Here is a 24,831-nt window from a genome sequence, read left to right as displayed (position 1 = left end):
ATTTTATTAAGTCTTTTATATATAGACGAATAAAAAAACAATTAAACAGTACATCTTAATAACAATGAGCATTTCAAAAAACCTTAACAGTCTAAAATCTCAATTACCAGAACACGTTACATTGGTGGCGGTATCGAAAACAAAACCTGTAAGCGATTTAATGGAGGCTTATCACGCTGGACAACGCATTTTTGGAGAAAACAAAATTCAAGACATGGTTGATAAATTTGAAGCCATGCCAAAAGATATCGCGTGGCACATGATTGGCCATGTACAGCGTAATAAGGTGAAATACATGGCTTCGTTTGTTAGTTTAATTCATGGGGTAGATAATTTAAAATTATTAAAAGAAATAAACAAACAAGCTAAGAACCACGATAGAATTATTGAATGCTTACTTCAAATAAAAATAGCATCAGAAGATTCTAAATTTGGAATGGCACCAGAAGAAGCCTCTCGAATTATTCAATCGAAAGAATTTTCAGAATTACAACACATCAAAGTGGTTGGCCTCATGGGGATGTCTACATTTACCGATGATATGAATCAAGTAAAAGAGGAATTCATGACGTTAAAACATACTTTCGATAATTTAAAAACTATAGAAACTACAAACTGCAAACTAGAAACTATTTCAATGGGCATGAGTGGTGATTATAAATTAGCTATTGATTGCGGTAGCAACATGATTCGCGTTGGAAGCAGTATATTTGGCGCTAGGAGTTAACAATTAAACATGAATTGAAACAAATATGAGTTTCGATTTACCACCAATACCATGAAACTCAAACTTAAATAACTTTTAATTATTAGTTTTTAACTTTTAACTTAACTTTTTGTACGCAATATTAGACATAGAAACCACTGGAGGCAAGTATAATGAAGAAGGCATTACAGAAATTGCCATTTACAAATACGATGGTCACCAAGTTGTAGACCAATTTATAAGTCTTATAAACCCAGAACGCGAAATACAACCTTTTGTAGTAAATCTTACCGGTATAAATAGCAAAATGCTACGAAATGCACCTAAGTTTTATGAGGTCGCTAAGCGCATTGTAGAAATTACCGAAGATTGCATTCTGGTAGCCCATAACGCTCAATTTGACAACAGAATTTTAAAAACCGAATTTAGACGCTTGGGTTTCGATTTTGAGCGTAAAACCCTCTGCACCGTAGAATTGGCAAAAGATTTAATACCGGGGCAAGCCTCGTACAGTCTGGGTAAGTTGGTGCGCTCACTTGGCATTCCGGTTACCGATAGGCATCGGGCTTCGGGCGATGCTTTAGCAACCGTGAAATTGTTTAAAATGTTGTTGGATAAAGACACCTCAAAAAATATTATTCAACAATCTATCCGCTTAAATCCCAAGTTTCAACTAGAGCCAAGACTTCTAGATATTATTGAGCAAATGCCATCTGTAACTGGTGTGTATTATATGCATAAAGCCGATGGAGAAATTATATACATTGGCAAAAGTAACAATATTAAAAAACGAATCAATCAGCATTTCACAAACACCAATCAGAAATCTAAAAAAATTCAACAACATGTGGCCACGGTAACTTACGATGCCACTGGAAGTGAATTGGTAGCCCTATTAAAAGAAAGCGCAGAAATTAAAAGCAATAAGCCCATTTATAACAGAGCATTAAGACGCCATGTATTTACTCATGCCCTCTATCATTTTAAAGATGAAAATGGTTATATTAATTTAAAAATTGATGTGGCCGATGGTAGAAAAAAACCAATCACAACGTTTACTAACCGCGAAAGCGGAAAAGCTTTTATTACAAAAGCGGTTGAAGATTACAAGCTCTGCCAAAAACTAGTAGGACTCTACAAAACCAAGACCAGTTGTTTTGGCTACGAGATTAAAACCTGTAATGGGGCGTGTATAAATAAAGAAACTCCAGAAATTTACAACCAACGTGTAGAATCTTTAATTGAAAAAAACAGCTACAAAAACAAGAATATGGTTATTGTGGACAAAGGCAGAGCAATAGACGAACGTAGTGCCATACTAATTGAAAACGGGGTATTTAAAGGCTATGGCTATTTTAATTTGAATTATCAAATAAATAATATTGAGGTATTAGAATCTATTATTACCCCAATGGAGAACAATAGAGATACTCAACATATTATTCAAGGCTACTTGAGAAAAAATAAACGGTTAAAAATTATTAGGTTAAATTAAGTTTTGCTCTTTATACGCCTTACAATTTACGCGCCTTCAGCTCAAAAATTAAAGGATATAACTTTTCTTTTGTAACATACATACCGGTTTCCGTTTTGGTTAAATCAGGTAAAACATCATAAGGACTTTCATGCTGCTCTTTTAAATAGTCAATATGCAAACCAGCTTCAGTCAAGGCCGTAACCACCTCGCCTAAACCATGATTCCAACTATATTCTTTACTCAGCATTTTAGACTCTTGGTTGGCGTAAGTTCCTTCATATTCTTCATAAATCACCTCGTCTTGCATATAACCATATTTTATGGTGGGTTGACTTTCTAGATAATCAAACATCCAAACAATAGGATGAAATTCAACCATGTAAAACGTCCCGCCTTTTTTTAAACGCTCTGCAATCATGGCTGCCCAAGGTTTTAAATTGGGTAACCATCCAATAACACCATAGCTGGTAAAAACAATATCAAAAGTAGCCTTAACAACACTAGAAGTATCTAAAACATTACAGCAAAAAAACTCAGCATTAAGCTGTAATTCATCATTTAATTGCTTCGCCATATTAATGCCAGCATCACTCAAATCTACACCCGTACATATTGCTCCTAATCTAGACCAACTCAATGTATCTTGTCCAAAATGACATTGTAAATGCAATAATGATTTTCCGTTTACACTACCCAGTGCATTGAGCTCATAAGGCATTAATGACGATTTTCCCTTTTTAAATTCATCTACATTATACATCGCACTTTTGGCATGTACTTTTACCTTTTGGTTCCAAGTGTCTTTATTGGTTTTAAAATAATCGTTATTTGATGTCATCTTCAAATCATATCTTTACAAAAAATCTAAATTTATGAAAAACTTAATTTACTTCACCTGTATAACCATATTTTTTATGGGCTGTAAAGCCGAACCCGAAGTTTCTATAGCCGAAAAGATAGCTAATGCACATGGTCTTGAACATTGGAAAAATGTCTCAGAAATTCAATTTACTTTTAATGTAGATCGAGGTAATAGTCATTTTAAAAGAGCATGGCGCTGGAAACCTAAAACTGGCGATGTGGTTATGACTACAAATGATGAAGTGGTTTCATACAACAAAGCCACGGTTGACAGCACAAGTATTAAAGCAGATCAAGCTTTTATAAACGATAAATTTTGGCTCCTTATACCCTTTCAATTGGTCTGGGATAGCGGTACAAGCATTTCTGAGCCCCTAAAGGAAAAGGCACCGATAAGTAAAATTGAAATGAATAAAATTACGCTTAGCTACCCAAACGATGGTGGTTATACCCCAGGCGATGCCTACGACATTTATTTTGACGATGCTTATTTAATAAAAGAATGGATTTACAGAAAAGAAAACCAAAAAGAACCATCAATAGTTAATACTTTCGAGAATCATCAAAATTTTAATGGTATCACAATTGCCTTAGAACATAAAAAACAAGACTCAGATTGGAATCTCAATTTCACTAACATACAGGTAATTTTAGAATAGCATTTTTTAAGCAATGGCAGTTAAAACATCCAAAACCCCTTTGTGGACGTATATGTAATAAAGATAGTTTTTTCCGCGATTTGCGTCTATATAAATGAAAAGGGCTTCATCCTATGGTTGAAGCCCTTTTCCATTTTATACCTTTACTTTTATTGCTCATTATTAATTAACCTCACAAATTTTTCTAATTCTTTAAAATAAAACCAATATTTTAATAAAACTCGCGCTTTAATTGCTAAATTTATACTTGTTATTTTTGTTATAAACCAAAACGTTTCACTTTGTACGATTATAAACTAGGACCTGATTTTGCTAAACAACTCGATTTAAACGATGCCTTGTCTCATTACAGAAATCAGTTTCATATTCCCAAAAACAAACAAGGTAGTGATCTCATATATATGACGGGTAACTCGCTTGGTTTACAACCAAAGACGACTAAAAAATATGTAAATCAAGAACTCGAAGATTGGGCTAATTTGGGAGTTGAAGGCCATTTTGAAGCTAAAAACCCATGGTTAGACTACCATACGCTGCTAACCCAAAGTATGGCCAAAGTGGTTGGCGCAAAACCCATTGAAGTAGTGGTAATGAATACCTTAACCGCTAACCTTCATTTTATGATGGTATCCTTTTACAGACCGACAAAAACCCGTTATAAAATACTTATTGAAAGTGACGCCTTTCCTTCTGATAAATACGCGGTAGAGTCGCAACTACGTCATCACGGATTTGACCATAAAGACGGCTTAATTCTCTGGAAACCCCGCAAAAATGAAGATCTTTTACGTTACGAAGATTTAGAAAACATTCTTAAAACACATGGTAACGACATTGCGCTTATCATGATTGGTGGTGTTAATTACTACACAGGACAATTTTTTAATTTAAAACAAATCACCACTTTAGGTCATAAATACGGCTGTTTAGTCGGGTTCGATTGTGCCCACGGCGCTGGTAATGTGAACTTAGATTTACATGATTCTGGAGCCGATTTTGCCGTTTGGTGTACCTACAAATACTTAAACTCGGGCCCTGGAAGCTTAGCCGGATGTTTTGTACACGAGCGTCATGCCTATAATACAGATTTAAACCGGTTTACCGGCTGGTGGAGCCACAATAAAAAAACCCGTTTTAAAATGCGCGATGAATTTGATGTGCTTCCCGGAGCAGAAGGTTGGCAACTTAGCAATCCCCCAATTTTATCAATGGCAGCCATTAAAGCTTCACTGGATATGTTTGAAGAAGTTGGTATGAAAAAACTAACCGAAAAATCTAAAAAATTAACGGGGTATTTCGAGTTTCTTTTAAAGCAACTCGGGACGGACACCATAAAAATAATAACACCCAGCAAGCCTGAACAACGCGGCTGCCAATTATCCATTCAAGTAAAAAACGGTGACAAAAATTTACACCATAAATTAACCGAAGCCGGAGTGGTTAGCGATTGGAGAGCGCCTAATGTTATTCGATGTGCACCTGTACCACTTTACAATTCGTTTGAAGATGTATATCGATTGGTTGAAAAGTTAAAGAAGATTTTAAGCTCAAAATAATTTTGGATAGAAAACGAATTAAAAGAAGTCTGGTCGCAAATCAATTTGCAGAATTGAACAAAACAAAAAATCTTTAGTACATGACAAAATTAAATTTGAAAAATAATCTAAATGGAATTTTTAGGTCTGGATAACGTGCAAACTGCAACATATTGAATATGGCCGTTTTGTGTTTTTATTTGAAGTTTTTGTCATATATAAAGCAAAAAATCTTAAAAAAAATTGAATGCTTAGAAATTCGAGAGTCGTAATTTCTGCTTCATCAAAATAAAATTAAAAGTCTTAAAACTGTAAGACTCCAATATTTGCAGGAATAAAAAATGAAAGACAAACAACAAAACATACTAATAATAGGTGCCGGTCTCTGTGGTTCTCTCCTAGCCCTTCGCTTAGCGCAAAGAGGTTTTAAAGTTACCGTATATGAAATGCGCCCAGATTTACGTAAAACCGATATTTCTGCAGGGCGATCTATAAATTTAGCATTTTCAGATCGCGGTAACAAAGCCATGAAATTAGTGGGTCTAGAAACGCAAGTCAAAGCACTTTGTATTCCTATGTATGGCAGAATGATTCACAATAAAGATGGACATACACATTTATCTAATTATAGCGGTCGAAACCACGAATACATAAACTCCATTTCTCGTGGCGACCTTAATGCTTTACTTTTAACCGAAGCTGAAAAACATGAAAATGTTTCCATTCATTTTAATAAAAAATGCAAGTCGGTTGACTTTGAGAACCCCTCGGCGTTATTTCAAGATTATTACACTAAAGAGGAGTTTACAGCAAATGCCAACATCATCTTAGCGACAGATGGCGCTGGTTCTGTACTTCGCAAAAGCTATTATTTAAGTAAAAAGTTTTTATTTAGTTTTTCTCAAGATTATTTAACACACGGCTACAAAGAGCTAAGCATTCTTCCCACTCAAGATGGCGACTATAAAACCTATAAAAACGCTTTACACATTTGGCCTCGTGGTGATTTTATGCTCATCGCCCTACCCAATTTAGATGGCAGTTTTACGGTTACCTTATTTTTAAGTTATAGTGAAGGCGCATATAACTTTAACAATTTAACAAACGAAGCTATTGTACTTGAGTTTTTTAAAAAAGAATTTCCAGATGCCTTAGCTTTAATGCCAAATTTAGTGGACGATTTCTTTAAAAATCCAACAGCACCTTTAGGCACTGTAAAATGTTCGCCATGGCACTATAAAGGCAACACGCTTTTAATGGGTGATGCGGCTCATGCCATTGTACCGTTTTACGGCCAAGGGATGAATGCCTCCTTTGAAGATGTTGTAGAATTTGACAAGGTTCTAGACAAAAATTTAAACACTTGGGAAGCCGTGTTTTCAACTTATGAGAAAATTCGTAAAAAAGATACCGATGCCATAGCAGATTTAGCCATTGATAATTTCCATGAAATGAAAGCGCACACCGCAAACCCTATATTCCAAGAAAAGCGTAAATTAGAAATTGCCTTAGAGGAAAATTTTCCGAATGAATACGAGTCTAAATATGCCTTAGTAACTTTTAATGAAAATATTGGATATCGTGAAGCCATGCTCACAGGACGTGCCCAAGATAAGGCCATTTTGAATTTGTTATCTGATAAGAAGATAAACTTAAAAGACGATTTAAAAATTATTTTAGAGCAAGTAAAACAAGAAACCGAAGCGATTTTAGAGGACGATAGAATTGCGAGAATAAGATAAAAGTTGATTTGGTTCGTTTTGTATCAAGGCAAAAAATCATTAAAAAAATCATTAAAAATGAATAGAAAAAAAAATGAGATTCCAGTTTCAACAAGCACTAAAGTAACCCCAAGAGGAGCTTACCCACACACCAAGCGCGTGGGCGATTTTATATTTGTATCGGGCACTAGTGCTCGTCGTGCAGATAATACCATTGCTGGTGTAGAGATTATTGACAACATGGGTACCAAACGTTTAAATATTGAAGTACAAACTCGTGAAGTTATACTCAACATTGAAAAAAATCTAGCTCAAGAAGGCGCTACCTTAAAAGATATTGTCGATGTTACCAGTTTTTTGGTAAACATGAACGATTTTGCGGGATACAACAAAGCTTACGCTGAATTTTTTAACGCCGAAACTGGCCCTGCAAGAACCACGGTTGCAGTGCACCAATTACCACATCCAGATTTGGTTGTGGAGATTAAAGTAATGGCTTATAAGCCAAAATCATGATATAACTTGTAAAAACAAAATCGATCCCATGGAAATCCAAAACTTCATAAACGGTCAGTTTTTACCCTCTGTATCTAATAAGTGGCTAGACAACTACAATCCTGCAAACGGAGAAGTTTATGGAAAATTACCAAATTCTACAAAAGCAGACGTAGATAATGCATACATCGCTGCAAAGTCTGCTTTTCCAACATGGTCCCAAACCACACTGGAGGAACGCAGTAGAATATTAATTAAAATCTCAGAGTTATTAGAAACTCATTTACAACGCTTTGCAGAAGCCGAAAGCATAGACAATGGCAAACCTATTAACTTAGCTCAAACGGTCGATATACCAAGAGCGGCCAGCAATTTTAGATTTTTTGCAAATGCTATTACGCAATACTCTAGTGAAAGTCACGAGAGCGTTGGGCATCAAGCCATAAACTATACATTACGACAACCTATTGGGGTTGTGGGCTGTATTTCTCCTTGGAATCTCCCACTCTATCTTTTTACTTGGAAAATCGCACCAGCCATTGCTGCTGGAAATTGTGTAGTGGCCAAACCTAGCGAAATTACTCCAATGACAGCCTATTTATTAGGCGAAATTTGTAAGGAGGCCGGCTTACCAAAAGGTGTACTAAACATTGTTCACGGTCTAGGAAAAACAACAGGACAAGCCATTATTGAGCATCCAGATATTGAAGCCATTAGTTTTACGGGCGGCACAACAACAGGGGCTCATATTGCAAAAATTGCGGCTCCCATGTTTAAGAAGTTATCCTTAGAACTTGGCGGTAAAAATCCTAATATCATCTTTGATGATTGTGATTATAACGATATGTTAGAGACTACCATTCGTTCCTCATTTGCAAATCAAGGCCAAATATGTTTATGTGGAAGTCGTATTTTTATTGAGTCTTCAATTTATGAGAAATTTAAGAAAGATTTTGTTGAAAAAACCAAACAGCTCAAAATAGGGCATCCCTCGAAAAGCGACACCCAAATTGGAGCCCTAGTTTCTAAATCACAGCTCGAAAAAATAAAAAACTATATTACCATTGCGAAAGAAGAAAACGGTGTTGTTTTATGTGGCGGAAATGAATTTACAGTCGAGAATTTTGAAAACGGATATTACTTTGAACCCACCATTATTGAGGTTAAAACCAATACATGCACCATAAATCAAGAAGAAGTATTTGGACCTGTTGTTAGTATTATGCCATTTAATACAGAAGATGAGGTTTTACAAATGGCTAATACGACAAAGTACGGCTTATCGGCAACATTGTGGACTAACAACTTAAAACGCAGCATTCGAATAAGCAACCAACTACAAGTGGGACTAGTTTGGGTAAACACTTGGATGCTTCGGGATTTACGAACGCCTTTTGGCGGTACTAAAGCCTCAGGACTTGGTCGTGAAGGCGGATTTGAAGCTTTACGTTTTTTTACTGAAGCTAAAAATATATGCATAAAATACTAGTTTCCGTAAAGCGGAGAATGTTATAAATTGAAACTCAATTATTAATTAAAACGATTCCTACCGTTGTGGGACATAAAAAATATGAACCTTAATTTAAACAATAAAAACGCCTTAGTTTGCGGTAGCACACAAGGCATTGGAAAGGCCACCGCAATGGCCTTAGCCACCCAAGGTGCAAATGTCACCTTAGTAGCAAGAAACAGAGAGAAACTAAAAACGGTTTTAGCAGAGTTACCTCAACAGGGAAACCACAGTTATATTGTTGCCGATTTCTCTAACCCACGAGATTTACAAGAAAAAGTTATAAAATTTATTGAAAAAAATCACGGATTTCATATCCTCGTTAACAATACTGGGGGGCCAAGAAGTGGTGCCATTTTAACAGCCGCGCTCGAAGAATTTGTCAATGCCTTTACCCAGCATTTAAAATGCAATCACGTTTTAGCACAAGCCACTATTCCGTTTATGAAAGAAGTGGGTTTTGGTAGAATTATTAATATCATCTCTACTTCGGTAAAAGAGCCCATTCCTGGTTTAGGCGTGAGTAATACCATAAGAGGAGCGGTTGGCAATTGGAGTAAGACTTTAGCTAGCGAAGTTGCTGCTTTTGGCATTACTGTAAACAATGTATTACCCGGCTTTACAGAAACCGAGCGTTTAAATGACATTATAAAAATTAAAGCGGCGCAAGAAGAAAGAAGTATCGAGGAAATGACAGAAATAATGAAAAACTACACCCCTGCTAAACGTTTCGCCAAACCTGAAGAAACCGCAAACGTTATAACTTTTTTAGCTAGTGAAACAGCTGGTTATGTTAACGGAATTAACCTTCCTGTTGATGGTGGTCGCACTAAAAGTCTTTAAAAATATCTTAAGCTTCATAAAACACCATAAAAATTACTCAGAATATCTTATCTTTAAGTCAGAGACAATAGATTAATAAAACTTAAATACCCGTTTAAGTTTCTGCCCTTTTGGTAGTTTAAGTAGGGTTTATTTATGAGTAAAGTATATCCGCCAATAAATTTCAAAGCTTGGATTGAAGAAAACAGACATTTACTAAAACCACCTGTGGGTAATAAAGTGGTTTGGAAAGATGGCGATTTTATTGTTATGGTAGTTGGTGGCCCCAATAACAGAAAAGATTATCATTATAACGAAACACCAGAGTTTTTCTATCAATTAGAAGGCGATATGGTTTTAAAAATTATTGATAATGGGACACCAAAAGATATTCATATTAAAGAAGGTGATATTTTTCTTCTACCTCCAAAAGTACCACATTCACCACAACGTGGTGCAAATACTGTAGGTTTAGTTATTGAATATCCTAGAGAAAAAGATGTAAAAGACGCTTTGCTTTGGTTTTGTGAAAATTGCTCAACCAAATTGTATGAAGAAGATTTTACGCTACACAATATTGAAACCGATATGCCAAAAATTTTCGACAATTATTACAGTGACCAAAACAAACGTACATGCCCAAATTGCAGTGCCGTAATGCAACCCCCAAAACAAGTTAAATTAGAACATTAATGAAACGCAAACTTCGTATAAACGGTCATTCCCATTTACTACCTTACCCAGAACAAATTCCACAATTTATGAAGGAGAAAGACATATTTTGGGTAGACGATGAGCGTAAACACATGTGGCAAAAAGGATGGAAACGACCTGTGACACACTCTAGTTTTTTTCTAGACGAAAAGATCGCATGGATGGAAAGAAACAAGCTCGACCATGCCGTGGTTTTAAATCTATCTCAGCTTTATGGCAACGGATTACGTTTAGAAGATATGAAAAAAGCCTTGCGATTTCAAAATGATTTTAACGCCAAAGTGCAACATGACAATCCCGCTAAATTTACCTGCGGTTTTGTAGTACACCCAGGTTTTATTCATGGCGCACTATGGGAGATAGAACGCTGTGTTGAACAATTAGATATGAAAGTGTTGTGTTTACCAACGCATTTTATGGATTCCATCGGACAATGGCGTTCGGTTTTCGACAAAGAAAATGATGCCATTTTTGAACTGGCAAACAAATACAAATTAGCCATAGAAATTCACCCCTACGATGGTGATAAAATGATTAATTTAGAAAACACGGCGTGGCGCTTTCATCTTATTTGGATGCTAGCACAATGTGGTGATGCTTATCATTTTTACACTTTAAACGGCATGCAAGAACGTTACCCAAATATTAGAACCTGTTTTGCGCATGGTGGGCAACTGGCACAAATGAATTTAGGCAGACGTATCCAGGGCTTTGATGGCAGACCAGATTTATTTGAAGGTAAACACCATCCAAGAAAAGCCGTTGGACATCCAAATATTTATTTTGATACCTTAGTACACGATACCGATTCTTTAAAATTAATGATAGATCGACAAGGTTCAAATCAGGTTATTATGGGATTAGACGACCCTTATCCTTTAGGAGAAATGGAAAGCGATGCCCAATCGTCTTATCCAGGAAAATTATTAGATTTGGCCATAGAAAAAAACATTATTAACCAAGAACAGTATGACGACATTTGGGAAGCGAATGTTTTGCGTTGGCTCTTTGGTGATGATGATATAGCCAAGGAAAAATTAGTTAATCTAATTTTAAATTAAAACTTAACTCGAAAGAACGTATTGGGAGTAGACTAAAACCAAAAACAACTGTACTTACTTTATTTTAATACACAGAAATATGCATTTTATACCAGAAGATATAGACAAATATGTTGTAAACCATTCAGAAAACGAACCCGAATTGTTACAGCAACTCAACAGAGAAACCAATCAAAAAATATTAGTACCTCGAATGCTAAGTGGTCATTACCAGGGTCGCTTATTAAGTATGATTTCTAAATTGGTGAACCCTAAAAACATATTAGAAATTGGTACTTATACAGGGTATTCTGCATTGTGTTTAGCTGAAGGCATACAGCCTAACGGCGAATTACACACCATTGATAAAAATGAAGAATTAGTTGATTTTCAGCGTAAATATTTTGACAAATCTAACTACGGCCATCAAATTTTTCAGCATTTGGGCAATGCTTTAGATATTATACCGACATTGGACAAAATGTTCGATTTAGTTTTTATAGACGCCGATAAAGAGAATTATTCCAACTACTTCCATGCCGTAATTGATAAACTTAATACTGGAGGTGTCATTTTATCTGATAACGTATTGTGGAGTGGTAAAATTTTAGAAACTTCTTTCAAAAAAAATGACGCTTGTACTCCAGCTTTAATTGAATACAATGTTTTACTTAAAAATGATAAAAGAATAGAAACTGTTTTACTACCTATTAGAGATGGTCTCACCATAAGCAGAAAACTCTAAGCAAATACAGGACAAAACAGACCGACATTATAAAAAACCGGCTTTTCCTCTTCGATAATTTGTTATTTCAATATGAAAAGCAATGGTTTGAAAAAACTCGTAATTATCAAAAGGTTTTGTGATAATATCGTTAAACCCAATGGTTTTAAAATTATGCATTACCTCTTCTACATCTGCCGCGGTTAATGCAATAATGGGTATTTCTTTATCAAATTCTCTAATTGCAGCCGTGGCATCGTAACCATTCATTTTAGGCATATTTATATCCATTAAAATTAGATCATAATTATTTAATTTCACCTTTTCGACGGCTTCAGCACCATTATTCACAACTTCACAACTGTAATTTTGACCAATTAACAAATTTTTAGTCACAATCTGGTTAATCTTATTATCTTCAGCAATCAAAATATTAAACTTACTGTCGGTATCGCCATCTATCTTTTTAAACCTATTGGCATCTAAAATTGATTTCTTTTTTTTATCTATTTCCAATTCTACATTAAAACTAAACTTAGCCCCCTGTCCTACTTCACTTTCAAGCTCAATTTTGCTTCCCAATAACTGCACAATACTTTTGGTAATAGAAAGCCCTAGTCCTGTGCCTTGATAGCTCGTATTTGTTTCATTACCCAATTGCGAAAAATTATTGAAAATAGTTTTAAATTTATCTTTAGGAACGCCTATGCCATCATCTTCAACTTCAAAACGTAAGGTCACCTTTTTATCTCCCAACTTTAATAATTTTATCCTTAAATTAATTACACCACTCTGGGTAAACTTTATGCTATTTGCAATTAAATTAATTAGAACCTGAGAGATTCTTACTTTATCAACTTTAACGAATTCTGGAACACCTTCATCAATAGCAATTTTAATCTGATTGCCAGATTCTTGAAGTTTATAACCAAAAGAATCGGTTATGCTCTGCGCCAAAGCTTTTAAATTAACCGAGACATTTTTTAACTCTATTTTTTGAGCTTCTATTTTATTCATTTGTAAGATGTCGTTAACTAAATTTAAAAGATAGTCGCCAGAATATTTAAGTGATTCCAAGTATTTTGTATCGCGCTCACTAAGGTCTTTTTTCTCGTTTAACAACAATGTGCTTATACCAACTACACCGTATAGCGGTGTTCTCAATTCATGAGACACGTTAGAGATGAATTTAGTTTTAAGTTCTGAGGCTTTTAAGGCGTTGTCTTTTGCAATTTCCAATTCTAAATTCTTTTGCTTTAAAGTATCACTTAATTTTATTTTAGAATAGGCTCCTTTATAAATAACCAAAAGTGAAATCACCAATAGCAATAAGGATATAAAAATTACAATATTAATTTTCTTGAATTTATTCGCAATTTCTAATTGCTGGAGTCTCTGATAATTTGCCGTTTCCGCTTCATTTTTATAATCTTCTATTAAAAATTGTGATTTAATAATTAAATCGCGTGCATCTTTATCTTCTTTGTAAAATTTATTTTGATAATTAATGTGTTCGAGTAAAGCTGTATACGCTGCTTCGTTTTTACCCGATTTCGCGAAGGAAATGGATAATTGCATATAGATATTGCTCATTAAATCTAAATCCGTTTCTTTATTATTTTGCTCTAATAAAAGAATGGCTTCACCAAATTTTTCTCGTGCGGTATTATAAAACGCTTTCTTTGTAAAATACATACCGTAAACAAAGTTATAATAACTCTCTAATTTTGGTTTTATAGCGTTAACTTTTAAGTAATTACCATACTCTAAAAGCTTAATTAAAGCTTCATCTAGCTTGTTGTTTTCAATGTATAATTCGCAAAGATTAATTCCAGACTCAAAATAGATATTTTGAACGTTTTGTTTATCGATAACACTCATACCACTACCGACAATAGAATTTTGAAGTGCTTTTTTTAAATATCGAACACTTACATCATAATTGTTCTGTTCTTTAAAAATCTTCGCTAGGTTTAAATATGCAGCAGAAATTAAATAATAATCATTTATTCCTTTTAAAGCGTCTAGGGTTAAATCATAGTGAACTTTCGCAGACTCATAATTTTGCATTAAATAATAAATATTACCTAAACTAAAATTTGCAGTGGCCGCACCATAATCGTCTTCAATAGAATCTGCTAGTGCTTTAGCTTTATTAAACACTTTAAAGGCCTCAACTATCTGCTTGTCGTTGTAGAGAATTAAAGCAGATGCATTTAAATCATCAATTTTTTTTATAACCTCTCGGTCGTTCTGAGCAAAGGAAAATATGTTAACAAAAAGAAAACTTAAAAGCAGGATTTTTCTCATGTGTTTGACAGGCTTAGATTTGGGGTTCTATCAAATTATATTTTATTCAGCTAAAGATATGTTATTATTAACTTGAATTATAATTTTTTAAGCCTAAATTTCTCACAAATAAAAAAAATAATACCCAGAAATCTTAAAATTTACGTTTCACGGAGCCTGTAAAGTCTTCTAAATCGTCTTTTACTTTATCGATTTCTTTTTTAACATCGGAAGTTATGCTAGAATCGATGCCGTTTTTTTCGGCTGTTTTTGTGATTTCTTGCTTAATATCATTGGTTGCATCTTTAAGAGTGCGCATACCTTTACCCAAACCTCGAGCAATCTCAGGTAATTTATCGGCACCAAAAACCATTATAGCAATAAATAGTATAAATGCTATTTCGGCACCGCTTATAAACAAATATGTAGATTGAAATATCACTTTACAAATATAGGAAGTGTTTTGGTTAGAAAAAAAAAGCCAACTATTAAAAAGTTGGCTTTAGTGATTTTATTTTCTTTCTTTAAATTTATCGAATTGACTTTTTTCTACAACTCTTGGCCAAGAATTATTGGATACATCGACATCGGCTGTTTGTAAATTAGGGTCGATTTTAATACCAACAAGCTCTTTATCTGAAGCAATCGTTTTATTGACTTCATTGTCGTTTAGTCTCCAAATTTGCGCTGGATATTTTTCGGTTTTAGTTGTACCATCGGCATAGGTATACTCTACGAGTATAGGCATAACCAAACCGCCTGGTTTTTCGAAAGTAATATTATAGAAAAACTTAGGATTTTTCATGTTTTTTCGTTCCTCTGGCGAGAAATTATCCATGAGATACGTTTTAAGTGGTATTGAATTTTCTTTTGGAGTTCCATTTTTCATTTGGGTTTTATTAAACGCATCACTTCCTTCTTCAACCATATAAACTAATGGTGGTAAATCACTCAAAGACTCTCCTTGTTCTTTTACATAATCTTTTATGTATTGATTAGGGCTAGACGATACATAGTATTTTTTAACATCCTTAATCCCAATATCTACCCAATCTGTAGTGTAAAACCAGCCTCTCCAAAACCAGTCTAAATCGAATGCCGACGCATCTTCCATGGTTCTAAAAAAATCTTCAGGTGTAGGGTGTTTAAACATCCAACGCTGGGCATAAACTTTAAAGGCATAATCGAACAACTCGGGTCCCATTACAGTTTCTCTCAAAATATTTAGAGCGGTTGCTGGCTTGCCATAGGCATTATTACCAAATTGATAGGTATTGAGACCTTTTGTCATTATTGGTGCAATATAATCTTGATTGCCGCCCATATAGGGTACAATTAAATGTGCTGGACCCCGACGAGAAGGAAAGTTATCGTGTTGTGGTGATAAGGCTTTTGGATGTTTTTTTCCAAAATCTTGTTCTGCGACATATTGCAAGAAGGTATTTAAACCCTCGTCCATCCAAGTCCATTGACGCTCATCACTATTCACAATCATCGGAAAGTAGTTATGGCCAACTTCATGAATAATCACGCCTATCATACCGTATTTTGTACGGTCACTATAATTACCCTCTTCATCTGGTCTGCCAAAATTCCAACAAATCATCGGGTATTCCATTCCTTGCCTTTTCGCATGTACCGAAATCGCTTTATGGTACGGATAATCGAAAGTCATTCTAGAATAGGTCTCTAAGGTACTTGCAACGGCTTTGGTAGACCATTCTTCCCACAACGGGTTGCCTTCTTTTGGATACATAGACGCAGCCATAACATCTTTATCTCCAATTTTTACCGCCATCATGTCCCAAATAAATTTTCGAGATGTTGCAAAAGCGTAGTCACGCACATTTTCTGCTTTAAACTTCCAAGTTTTTGTTTTGTTTGAGAATTTCTTCTCGGCCGCCTCGGCTTCAGCCTGAGTAACAATTAGAACAGGCTCGTTGTAAGACTTTTGGGCTTGCTCATATCGTTTTAACATGGTTTTTGAAAACACTTCTTTTCTATTGAGCAATTTTCCAGTAGCATCTAAAATGTGATCGGCTGGCACTGTAATGTTAACCTCGTAATCGCCAAACGGTAATGCAAATTCATCACGACCCCAAAATTGTGAATTTTGCCAACCTTCCACATCGCTATACACGGCCATTCTTGGAAAAAATTGTGCAATAACATAAGCTTTATTGCCATCTTTTGGGAAATATTCGTAACCAGAGCGACCGCCTTCAACCACATGATTATTGATATTGTACCACCATTTAATAGAAAACGAGAAGGTCTCTCCAGATTTCATGGCTTCTGGTAGTTCTATACGCATCATGGTTCTATTAATCATATACGTTAATGGTTTACCATTTATTCCTGTTACGCTTTCAATGTTAAAACCGCGTTCTAAAGGGGCTTTCATGTGAGTTGACACAAATTTTTCTGGTGTGTAAACGGGAGCCAATTCTCGGCTTTGAATTAAAGGTGACTTAGAATCTTTTGCCCGTTGGTTTTGATCTAATTGCACCCAAAGATATTGTAAAACATCAGGAGAATTATTGGTGTAGGTAATGGTTTCAAAACCTGATAACCTTGCATTTTTGTCGTCTAAAACAATATCCATTTTATAGTCGGCCCGTTGCTGATAATAAGCTACGCCAGGTGCACCAGATGCCGCTCTATACATATTTGGTGTAGAAAACTCATCGTACAATTGCTTAAATTTATTGGTGTTTGTATGCCCCGTTTTACGTTCCTGTTCGCCTTTACTTTGAGCAAAAACACTTGTCGATATAAGTGTTACGGCCAATAGATAGTACCTTAGTTTTTTCATGATTGTAATGGTTATAGTTGGATTTTAAATGGTGTAATATCGTTAGATTTTAAATTGTTTAAAATACGATTAATCAAAATTAATTAATATTTAGTTCGGCCGAATCTTTCTGGCGCGTAAATAAATAACTTTTTTGAGTTGAATTGATGTCTAATTTTACAATGTTTTGTTGTTCTTCAAATACATCAAATAAAAATTGGTTCGTAATTTTAATAGAATGTAGTGTTTTAACATTTTCAATTTCTAAATAACAACGCATAATATCGGCATCGTACGCTTTGCCAATAAAATTAAATTTAACTGGACTATTGTTAATTTCAATTTTAATTTTGTCGTTTAAATATTGCTCCACAAAGCTGTCTGTACTTTCTGGTTCGTTTTTCCCTTCTAGTGTAATACTATCGTTGTAACGTTTTCGCAACGCATACTCAAAATCGTCTGTAAAAATTCGAGATATAATTTGTACCGATGCTTCCTCTTTTACATAATTTATTTGCGTAACACTCACGTGGTATTTATGAGGCGGGCTAAATGCAAAAAGAGGCACTATTAAACACCATATAAAAATCTTTATATACTTCATGTTTCTATGTTTTTTTTGCTAAATTAAATATTTAATACTTTTTGATAAAGAAATCCTCTTAGTTTTAAAGTTATTTTATTGTAAATGTCATTTTTTGTCAATCATTCTAAAAAAAATTTACAGGTCCCGTATTTAATCTTTAATATTATTAAGCTTTAAAAATGTTTTACTTTGATTTACCAGAAAATCAATTAAATACACCTCGTTTTCTGGCTTATACAAATCGTCTTTAACACCTTTAGCTTCAATAAAAGCAATAAATAATTCAACTTTACTTACTGGAATATTACAGATATCGCTAAGGGTTGCATGAGAATAAACATCTAATATTTCGATAGGTTTTTCATGCTTAACACGCTTATTTTTATCATGGTTTTTATTCTTAAACTTAAATAAATTGTTAGATATTAAATCGAACACCGCCCCTAAATTTACACCATTATAAAGACCACCTTTATTCATCACTTTATTTAATTCATGTTTTACAATTTGGTTATTAAAAGCATTATCATCAAAAAAATTAAGAGCATCCAAATTCCCCATATCAAAATTTAACTCGGGTAACGCTTCAGCATCATGGATATCGGCAATTAAATTTCCTGTAAGTCCACTAGATAATAAAACAGCTTTTAATTCATGAAAATGCTCGCTTAGATAAACTTTTATTTGTTTAGACGCTATAATATCCTCGGTAATAGTCACTGTAACAGGGGTGAATTGCAAGGCTGAAATTTCAATGACATCGTTTAACAAAACTTGAAGTGAAAACTCGCCGTTTTGGTCTGTAATGGTGCCTTTGTTAGAAGAGGAATTGTAAATGCTAATGTTTTCTACATCGTTATCTTCAGCAAAAATAAAGCCTTGTATCTCGACACGGTCTTTGTTCTGACTCCATAGTAAATCAAAAGAAAAAAAGCATATAATAAGAAGTAATAAAGGCTTCACTAAGTTTGTTTTAGTTATAAAGAAAGTTTTTCAAATCTTAAATAAAATGAAATGTCGTGATAAACTTTTGTTAAAATGATCTTTTGGCTACTTTTACCTAAATAGTTTTTACGTTTTAAGTGGCGTTCGAGGCTAATTTTTTATTTACATAAATGCTGTTAAAAATTATATATAAAACAAAATAATTCGATTCACCACTACATGAACCCTTTACTAAGACCTGATACTAAATTTACAAAAAAAATATGAAAAACTTAATAATAGCAAGTACTTCAACCTTACATGGTAGTGATTATTTAGAATATCTTATGGATGAATTGGCCTTATTTTATAAGGATGTAAGCAATATTTTATTCATTCCGTATGCGCGGCCAGGCGGTATATCACATGACGATTACACAAAAAAAACACAAGTCGCGTTTTCAAAAATAGGTAAAAAAGTAATTGGCATTCATACGTTTAAAGACCCTATTCAAGCTATTAATAATGCCGAAGCCATTTTTACGGGTGGTGGTAATACATTTGTTTTGGTAAACGCGTTGTATAAACATAATATCATACCCGCCCTAAAAGAAAAACTTTTAAGCGGCACACCTTATTTGGGTACGAGTGCTGGTAGTAATATTTGCGGACTTACAATGAAAACCTCGAATGATATGCCTATTGTATATCCACCAAGTTTTAATACTATTGGAATGGTACCGTTTAATATCAATCCTCATTATCTAGATCCCGATGTAAATAGTAAACACATGGGCGAAACTAGAGAAACTAGAATCAAAGAATTTCACCATTACAACACATCACCAGTAATTGGTTTACGCGAAGGAAGTTGGCTGCGGGTTAAAGATAATTCTATAATTTTAAAAGGCGCATTAAAAGCACGTATTTTCGAGTATAATAGGCCACCGTACGAGGTGGATCCAGGCACTCAACTAAGCGATTTGAAATAAAAAAAGGCCTCATGTTTAATGAGACCTTTTAGAGCGGGAGACCAGGTTCGAACTGGCGACATTCAGCTTGGAAGGCTGACGCTCTACCAACTGAGCTACTCCCGCATTAGCGATGCAAATATATACAATCTCAAAGATAAATTGCAAACAATTTCTACAACTTTTTAAAAAAATGATAGCCTAGAATTTTAAAACCCTCATTGTGATAAAATTTATGAGAGGGGTAATTACTCACATATGTATTTAACTCAATTGACTCACAACCTTTTAGCTTGACATAATTGTAAATCCACTCGAAAAGCTGTTTACCCAAACCTTTACCACGATAGTCCTCTTCAATAAACACATGATCGGGTTCAACGCTTTTTCCAGAGTAATGCCGGGTACAAAACCATAATCCTGAGACACCAATTAAGGTTTCACCGTCAAAAATTCCCGCACACTCGTAATTCTGATTCACCATCTCGGCAAAACGCTGTTTTAAAACCGCTTCGGGAATTTTATGATCGTTCGACTTTTGGATTAAAGGCACCACTAAATCAATATCTTTTTTGTCAATAATTTTAAACAGAAAGGCCATAAATTCATTTTTTGAAAACGAATATAATTATTTTTTTGAGTTCAACTAAAACAAGGCATTCAAATTAAAAATCATCGAGGCAATTAACCAAGAAAAAGACAGCGTACAAGTTTTAATATTGTAAAACTTCAAGCTTCTAAATTCTGTATGCATATTTAACCTAAAGCACTTGAAAAACAGATGAATTACAAGGGACATAGAAATCTATTTAAAATTTTGTAATTTTAGAGGAAAAACAAAATGAAAAAAATTTATCTGCTTTGTTTGATAGTTTTAATGCCTGTTTTAACTTTTGGTCAAGCTAAAAAAATATACAGAAAGGCGTTGAGAACGGACAATGTTCAAGAGAAAATAGAGTTGCTCACGCAAGTTATCGCCTTAGAACCCAAACACTACGACGCTTATTTTCACCGTGGTATTGCTAAAAACGATATAGGTGATTATTTTGGAGCCATTATGGATTACTCGAAGATAATTGTTTTTAATCCCGATCCCAATTCTTATTTTAACAGGGGTAATTCTAAGTTTAGCTTACAAGATTACGAAGGTGCTAAACTCGATTATGAGCATGCGTTTAAGCTTGATCCCGAGTTTTACGACGCTTTGTATAATTTAGCGCTTACTAAATATTTTTTAGAGGATTACCAAGGCTCAATAACAGATATAAACACATTAATTAAAGTTGCACCTAAGCATTCTGAATTGTACTTACATCGTGCGAATGCGTATTTAAAACTAAAAAAATACGAATTTGCTATGACCGATTTTACTACCGCGATTTTAATAAACCCAAATACAAACACCTATTACAGCCGAGGGCTCGCTTTATTGCAAATAAATTATTTTGAAGCTGCCAAAAATGACTTTGATAAATCTATAACTATTGACACCAATAACGTTTCAGCTCATTTTTATAGAGGCGCAGCGCATTTGCTTTTAGGAAAATATAAAGAGGCTATTTCAGACTTTACAACTACCCTTAACAATAACCCTTTAGATTACGAAGCACTTTTAGGCTTAGCACTTACCTATTATAAACTTAACGACTTAAAAAATGCAAAGTTAAACTTAGAGAAGGTTAGGTCTGTTTTAGCAGTTGACTCAGAAAAACCAATTACGGTCGAATCTTTTACAGACACGTTTTGGTACATACATCAGTTTTACTTTTTTAAAGAAAATCTTGATCGCATACTTAAAATTTAGGCTTTGTACTTTAAAGGTAAATGCACCAGTTTTTTAGTTTCAAAAAATGGCTCATTATAATAGTCACTCAAATTGTAAATGGTAGCGGTTTTGTAGTCTTTAAGTTCTTCGGCTAAATCACCTCCCTTTAAATACAATATGCCATTTTTTAAATCGTGATTTTGTTTTTTAGCAATTTTACCTTTTACCCAATGCACAAAAGTGGGCATCGCTGCAACAGCACGGCTTACAATAAAATCGTATTGTTCGTTAATCTCCTCAACCCTAGAATGTGTTGTTTTTACATTGGTTAAACCTAAGCCTTCAACAACCTCGTTCACTACTTTTAGCTTTTTAGCAATACTATCTACCAAATGAAAAGAACACTCTGGAAATAAAATGGCTAGTGGAATGCCTGGAAATCCGCCTCCAGTACCCACATCTAAAAGCTGAGTACCTGGTTTAAATTCTATGACCTTTGCAATGGCCAAAGCATGCAAAACATGGCGCAAATACAACTCGTCTATATCTTTGCGGGACACTACATTAATTTTTAAATTCCAGTCTTTATATAAGGTTTCTAATTTTTTGAATTTTTCAATTTGATCTACGCTTAGGTTTGGAAAGTATTTTAAAATGAGTTCCATACAATGTTAATTTTTTGCAAAAATATACTATTTCATTACATATTTTAGCATGAACTCCGCATTAATTACATTGGTTTATACTTATATTTGTAAGTAGTATGATGTATCTTATAGATTATCAATCATATTAAACAATTATAGCATGAAAAAAAATATTTCTTTCTCCAGAAAAGACCCCGCAAACTTCTTTAAAACATTAAACAAACGTGTTAATAGTTATTTTAAAGACAACAATATAAAACGCACCGGAAATTGGGAACTCTATATAAAAGCATTTGTTATGTTTTTCTTACTCATAGCGCCAATGGTAATTATACTAACGGTTTCTCTCCCTGCTTGGGTTCAACTTCTTTTAATGATGGTTGTGGGCGTAGGTATGGCTGGTGTAGGCATGAATGTAATGCACGATGCGAATCACGGCTCGTTTTCTAGTAAAAAATGGGTTAATAAATTAATGGGAAGTAGCATTTATATTTTAGCCGGAAACGACTACAACTGGAAAGTACAACACAATGTATTACACCATACCTACACGAATATTCAAGGCCATGACGAAGATATTGATGCGGGTAAAATTATACGTTTTTCAAAACATGCCAAATGGTTAAAAATCCATAAGTATCAAAAATACTACGCGTTTTTTCTTTACGGATTACTTACTGTGAATTGGGCAATTACTACAGATTTTATTCAAACTTATAAATATTTAAAAAGAAAATTAGCTTACGGTAAATTCCCAAATCCAGCAACCCAATGGACTAAACTAATTATTGGTAAAATAGTGTATTATACCTTGTGGATTATTTTACCGCTATCTTTAGGTTTTGTATGGTGGCACGTTTTAATTGGTTTTATAGTCATGCATTATACAGCGGGGATTATTTTAAGTGTTATTTTTCAATTAGCGCACGTCATGCCTAACACAGAAACACCTTTACCAGATGAAGACGGTAACATGAAGAACACTTGGGCTATTCATCAATTATTTACCACTTCAAATTTCTCGCCAAAAAGCTGGATTGTAGAGTTTTACACTGGCGGATTAAACCGACAGGTAGAACACCATTTATACTCTAACATTAGCCATGTGCATTACAAACACATTGCAAAAATAGTTAAAGAAACTGCTAAGGAATTCAACTTACCTTACAACGAATACAACACGTTTTGGAAGGCCGTTTCAGAACACTACAACCAGTTAAAAGAACTGGGACAAAAACCGAGTTTAGCTTAAATTTTTATTCAACTTTTAAATAGATTACATGCAATTATTATCAGACAGAATTTTAAACATGGCTACTTCTGCTACTTTAGCCATGGCGGCTAAAGCTAGAACGCTTAGAGGTGAAGGCAAAGATATTATTGGTTTAAGTCTTGGCGAGCCAGACTTTAACACACCAGATTTTATTAAAGAAGCTGCGATACAAGCCATTAATGATAATTACAACTCGTACTCTCCCGTTGATGGGTATGTCGAACTTAAAGAGGCCATTATAACAAAGTTTAAACGTGATAACAACTTGACTTATACCCTACCCCAAATAGTTGTTTCTACTGGTGCCAAGCAGAGTTTAGCCAATGTTGCTGCCGTGATGCTTAATGCTGGCGACGAAGTTATTTTACCTTGTCCGTACTGGGTAAGTTATTCTGATATTGTAAAGCTAAATGATGGTGTTCCAGTAGAAGTGAAAACGACTATCGAGAACGATTTTAAAATGACAGCTGAGCAACTTGAAGCCGCCATTACACCAAAAACTAAAATGATTTGGTACAGTTCACCTTGTAACCCAAGTGGTTCTATTTACAGTAAAGAAGAGTTAAGAGCCCTGGCCGATGTACTGATTAAACACCCGAATATCTATGTGGTTTCAGACGAGATTTACGAGCATATAAACTATGTGGCAGATCATGCCAGTATGGCCCAATTTGATGATATGTACCATCGTACCATTACTGTAAATGGTGTGTCTAAAGCATTTGCCATGACGGGTTGGCGTGTTGGTTATATCGGTGCTCCAGAAAAAATTGCTCGTGCTTGTAATAAAATGCAAGGCCAAATTACCAGTGGGACAAACTGTATTGCGCAACGTGCTGTAATTACAGCTTTAAACGAACCGCCATCGCGTGTGCAATATATGATTGATGAGTTTAAAGTGCGTCGAGATTTAATTTTAAATTTATTAAACGATATTGAAGGCTTTAAAACCAATACCCCAGAAGGCGCATTTTATGTGTTCCCTAATGTATCGCATTACTTCGGAAAAACATTACGTGGTAAAACCATAGAGAATGCTACCGATTTTTCATTATATTTATTAGAAGAAGCCCTTGTAGCCACCGTAACCGGCGAAGCTTTTGGAAATCCTGACTGTATTCGCATCTCCTACGCTGCCTCACAAGAACAGATTATAGAAGCGATAAAACGTATTAAAGAAGCGCTTAGTTAGACTGTAATAATTGAAATCACTAGTGTCCGATTAAAAATATTAAAATGCTGTCAATCCTTTTAAAATTAAGAACTTTGCACATTTTTTAAAATGTCACCTTGCTTATTTGAAATAATTATTAGGATT

At 34.4% G+C, this 24,831-nt stretch carries 23 protein-coding genes and 1 tRNA gene; 15 read left to right on the top strand and 9 right to left on the bottom strand.

Annotation, left to right across the window (positions count from 1 at the left end):
• Positions 1–64: 64 nt before the first annotated feature.
• Both FEZ18_RS11755 and FEZ18_RS11750 read left to right on the top strand, forming a co-directional pair.
• Positions 65–727, top strand: a complete 663-nt coding sequence (locus FEZ18_RS11755) for a YggS family pyridoxal phosphate-dependent enzyme (RefSeq protein WP_153268494.1) — start codon at positions 65–67, stop codon at positions 725–727.
• A 109-nt stretch (positions 728–836) separates the two neighbouring features.
• Complete coding sequence (locus FEZ18_RS11750; protein ID WP_153268493.1) at positions 837–2,201, top strand: exonuclease domain-containing protein; 1,365 nt, start codon at positions 837–839, stop codon at positions 2,199–2,201.
• Between the two features lie 19 nt (positions 2,202–2,220).
• Here FEZ18_RS11750 and FEZ18_RS11745 read toward each other — a convergent pair whose 3' ends face one another.
• On the bottom strand, positions 2,221–3,021 hold the full coding sequence (locus tag FEZ18_RS11745) for a class I SAM-dependent methyltransferase (RefSeq protein ID WP_153268492.1): 801 nt from the start codon (positions 3,019–3,021) through the stop codon (positions 2,221–2,223).
• A 34-nt stretch (positions 3,022–3,055) separates the two neighbouring features.
• Here FEZ18_RS11745 and FEZ18_RS11740 point away from each other — a divergent pair, with 34 nt between their 5' ends.
• The 9 genes from FEZ18_RS11740 to FEZ18_RS11700 all read left to right on the top strand — a co-directional run bounded on the left by FEZ18_RS11740 (position 3,056) and on the right by FEZ18_RS11700 (position 12,285).
• Positions 3,056–3,703: a hypothetical protein gene (locus FEZ18_RS11740; protein ID WP_153268491.1), complete on the top strand. Its 648-nt coding sequence runs from the start codon at positions 3,056–3,058 to the stop codon at positions 3,701–3,703.
• A 281-nt stretch (positions 3,704–3,984) separates the two neighbouring features.
• Entirely contained in the window at positions 3,985–5,259 is a 1,275-nt protein-coding gene (kynU, locus tag FEZ18_RS11735; RefSeq protein WP_153268490.1) for a kynureninase, read from the top strand.
• A gap of 320 nt (positions 5,260–5,579) precedes the next feature.
• Positions 5,580–6,980, top strand: coding sequence for an FAD-dependent oxidoreductase (locus FEZ18_RS11730; protein ID WP_153268489.1), 1,401 nt, complete (start codon positions 5,580–5,582; stop codon positions 6,978–6,980).
• A 57-nt stretch (positions 6,981–7,037) separates the two neighbouring features.
• Entirely contained in the window at positions 7,038–7,475 is a 438-nt protein-coding gene (locus FEZ18_RS11725; RefSeq protein ID WP_153268488.1) for a RidA family protein, read from the top strand.
• Between the two features lie 28 nt (positions 7,476–7,503).
• Positions 7,504–8,943, top strand: a complete 1,440-nt coding sequence (locus FEZ18_RS11720) for an aldehyde dehydrogenase (protein WP_153268487.1) — start codon at positions 7,504–7,506, stop codon at positions 8,941–8,943.
• Between the two features lie 81 nt (positions 8,944–9,024).
• Positions 9,025–9,807, top strand: coding sequence for an SDR family oxidoreductase (locus FEZ18_RS11715; protein WP_153268486.1), 783 nt, complete (start codon positions 9,025–9,027; stop codon positions 9,805–9,807).
• A gap of 135 nt (positions 9,808–9,942) precedes the next feature.
• Complete coding sequence (locus FEZ18_RS11710; RefSeq protein ID WP_153268485.1) at positions 9,943–10,479, top strand: 3-hydroxyanthranilate 3,4-dioxygenase; 537 nt, start codon at positions 9,943–9,945, stop codon at positions 10,477–10,479.
• On the top strand, positions 10,479–11,561 hold the full coding sequence (locus tag FEZ18_RS11705; RefSeq protein WP_153268484.1) for an amidohydrolase family protein: 1,083 nt from the start codon (positions 10,479–10,481) through the stop codon (positions 11,559–11,561). The genes FEZ18_RS11710 and FEZ18_RS11705 overlap by 1 nt, the downstream gene beginning before the upstream one ends.
• Before the next feature lie 79 nt (positions 11,562–11,640).
• A complete protein-coding gene (locus FEZ18_RS11700) occupies positions 11,641–12,285 on the top strand; it encodes an O-methyltransferase (RefSeq protein WP_153268483.1) in 645 nt (214 codons plus the stop codon).
• 27 nt (positions 12,286–12,312) lie between these two features.
• On the opposite strand, the gene FEZ18_RS11695 is transcribed toward FEZ18_RS11700, so the two are convergent.
• From FEZ18_RS11695 to FEZ18_RS11675, 5 genes are all read right to left on the bottom strand, one after another.
• On the bottom strand, positions 12,313–14,574 hold the full coding sequence (locus tag FEZ18_RS11695; RefSeq protein WP_153268482.1) for a response regulator: 2,262 nt from the start codon (positions 14,572–14,574) through the stop codon (positions 12,313–12,315).
• A 133-nt stretch (positions 14,575–14,707) separates the two neighbouring features.
• Positions 14,708–14,995, bottom strand: coding sequence for a twin-arginine translocase TatA/TatE family subunit (locus tag FEZ18_RS11690; protein WP_153268481.1), 288 nt, complete (start codon positions 14,993–14,995; stop codon positions 14,708–14,710).
• Between the two features lie 69 nt (positions 14,996–15,064).
• Positions 15,065–17,368: a M1 family metallopeptidase gene (locus FEZ18_RS11685; protein WP_153268480.1), complete on the bottom strand. Its 2,304-nt coding sequence runs from the start codon at positions 17,366–17,368 to the stop codon at positions 15,065–15,067.
• Positions 17,369–17,447: 79 nt separating this feature from the next.
• Complete coding sequence (locus FEZ18_RS11680) at positions 17,448–17,951, bottom strand: DUF6702 family protein (RefSeq protein WP_153268479.1); 504 nt, start codon at positions 17,949–17,951, stop codon at positions 17,448–17,450.
• A 132-nt stretch (positions 17,952–18,083) separates the two neighbouring features.
• The gene (locus FEZ18_RS11675; protein WP_153268478.1) at positions 18,084–18,896 is read right to left on the bottom strand and encodes a hypothetical protein; all 813 of its coding nucleotides are present in this window, start codon (positions 18,894–18,896) and stop codon (positions 18,084–18,086) included.
• Between the two features lie 245 nt (positions 18,897–19,141).
• On the opposite strand from FEZ18_RS11675, the gene pepE reads away from it, so the two are divergent.
• The gene (pepE, locus tag FEZ18_RS11670; protein ID WP_153268477.1) at positions 19,142–19,849 is read left to right on the top strand and encodes a dipeptidase PepE; all 708 of its coding nucleotides are present in this window, start codon (positions 19,142–19,144) and stop codon (positions 19,847–19,849) included.
• Positions 19,850–19,881: 32 nt separating this feature from the next.
• On the opposite strand, the gene FEZ18_RS11665 is transcribed toward pepE, so the two are convergent.
• Both FEZ18_RS11665 and FEZ18_RS11660 read right to left on the bottom strand, forming a co-directional pair.
• Positions 19,882–19,954, bottom strand: a tRNA-Gly gene (locus tag FEZ18_RS11665).
• 49 nt (positions 19,955–20,003) lie between these two features.
• Positions 20,004–20,429, bottom strand: coding sequence for a GNAT family N-acetyltransferase (locus FEZ18_RS11660; protein WP_153268476.1), 426 nt, complete (start codon positions 20,427–20,429; stop codon positions 20,004–20,006).
• Positions 20,430–20,669: 240 nt separating this feature from the next.
• Here FEZ18_RS11660 and FEZ18_RS11655 point away from each other — a divergent pair, with 240 nt between their 5' ends.
• On the top strand, positions 20,670–21,632 hold the full coding sequence (locus FEZ18_RS11655) for a tetratricopeptide repeat protein (protein WP_153268475.1): 963 nt from the start codon (positions 20,670–20,672) through the stop codon (positions 21,630–21,632).
• On the opposite strand, the gene rsmG is transcribed toward FEZ18_RS11655, so the two are convergent.
• A complete protein-coding gene (gene rsmG / locus FEZ18_RS11650) occupies positions 21,629–22,258 on the bottom strand; it encodes a 16S rRNA (guanine(527)-N(7))-methyltransferase RsmG (protein WP_153268474.1) in 630 nt (209 codons plus the stop codon). The two genes, FEZ18_RS11655 and rsmG, sit on opposite strands and share 4 nt — an antisense overlap.
• A 142-nt stretch (positions 22,259–22,400) precedes the next feature.
• Between rsmG and FEZ18_RS11645 the strand changes: the two genes are divergently transcribed.
• Both FEZ18_RS11645 and FEZ18_RS11640 read left to right on the top strand, forming a co-directional pair.
• Positions 22,401–23,492: a fatty acid desaturase family protein gene (locus tag FEZ18_RS11645; RefSeq protein WP_153268473.1), complete on the top strand. Its 1,092-nt coding sequence runs from the start codon at positions 22,401–22,403 to the stop codon at positions 23,490–23,492.
• Between the two features lie 28 nt (positions 23,493–23,520).
• Complete coding sequence (locus FEZ18_RS11640) at positions 23,521–24,705, top strand: pyridoxal phosphate-dependent aminotransferase (RefSeq protein WP_153268472.1); 1,185 nt, start codon at positions 23,521–23,523, stop codon at positions 24,703–24,705.
• The last annotated feature ends 126 nt before the right edge of the window (positions 24,706–24,831 follow it).

It is taken from the genome of Oceanihabitans sp. IOP_32 (assembly GCF_009498295.1).
Classification (GTDB): Bacteria; Bacteroidota; Bacteroidia; order Flavobacteriales; family Flavobacteriaceae; genus Wocania; species Wocania indica.
This window is presented reverse-complemented; position numbering and strand designations above follow the sequence as displayed.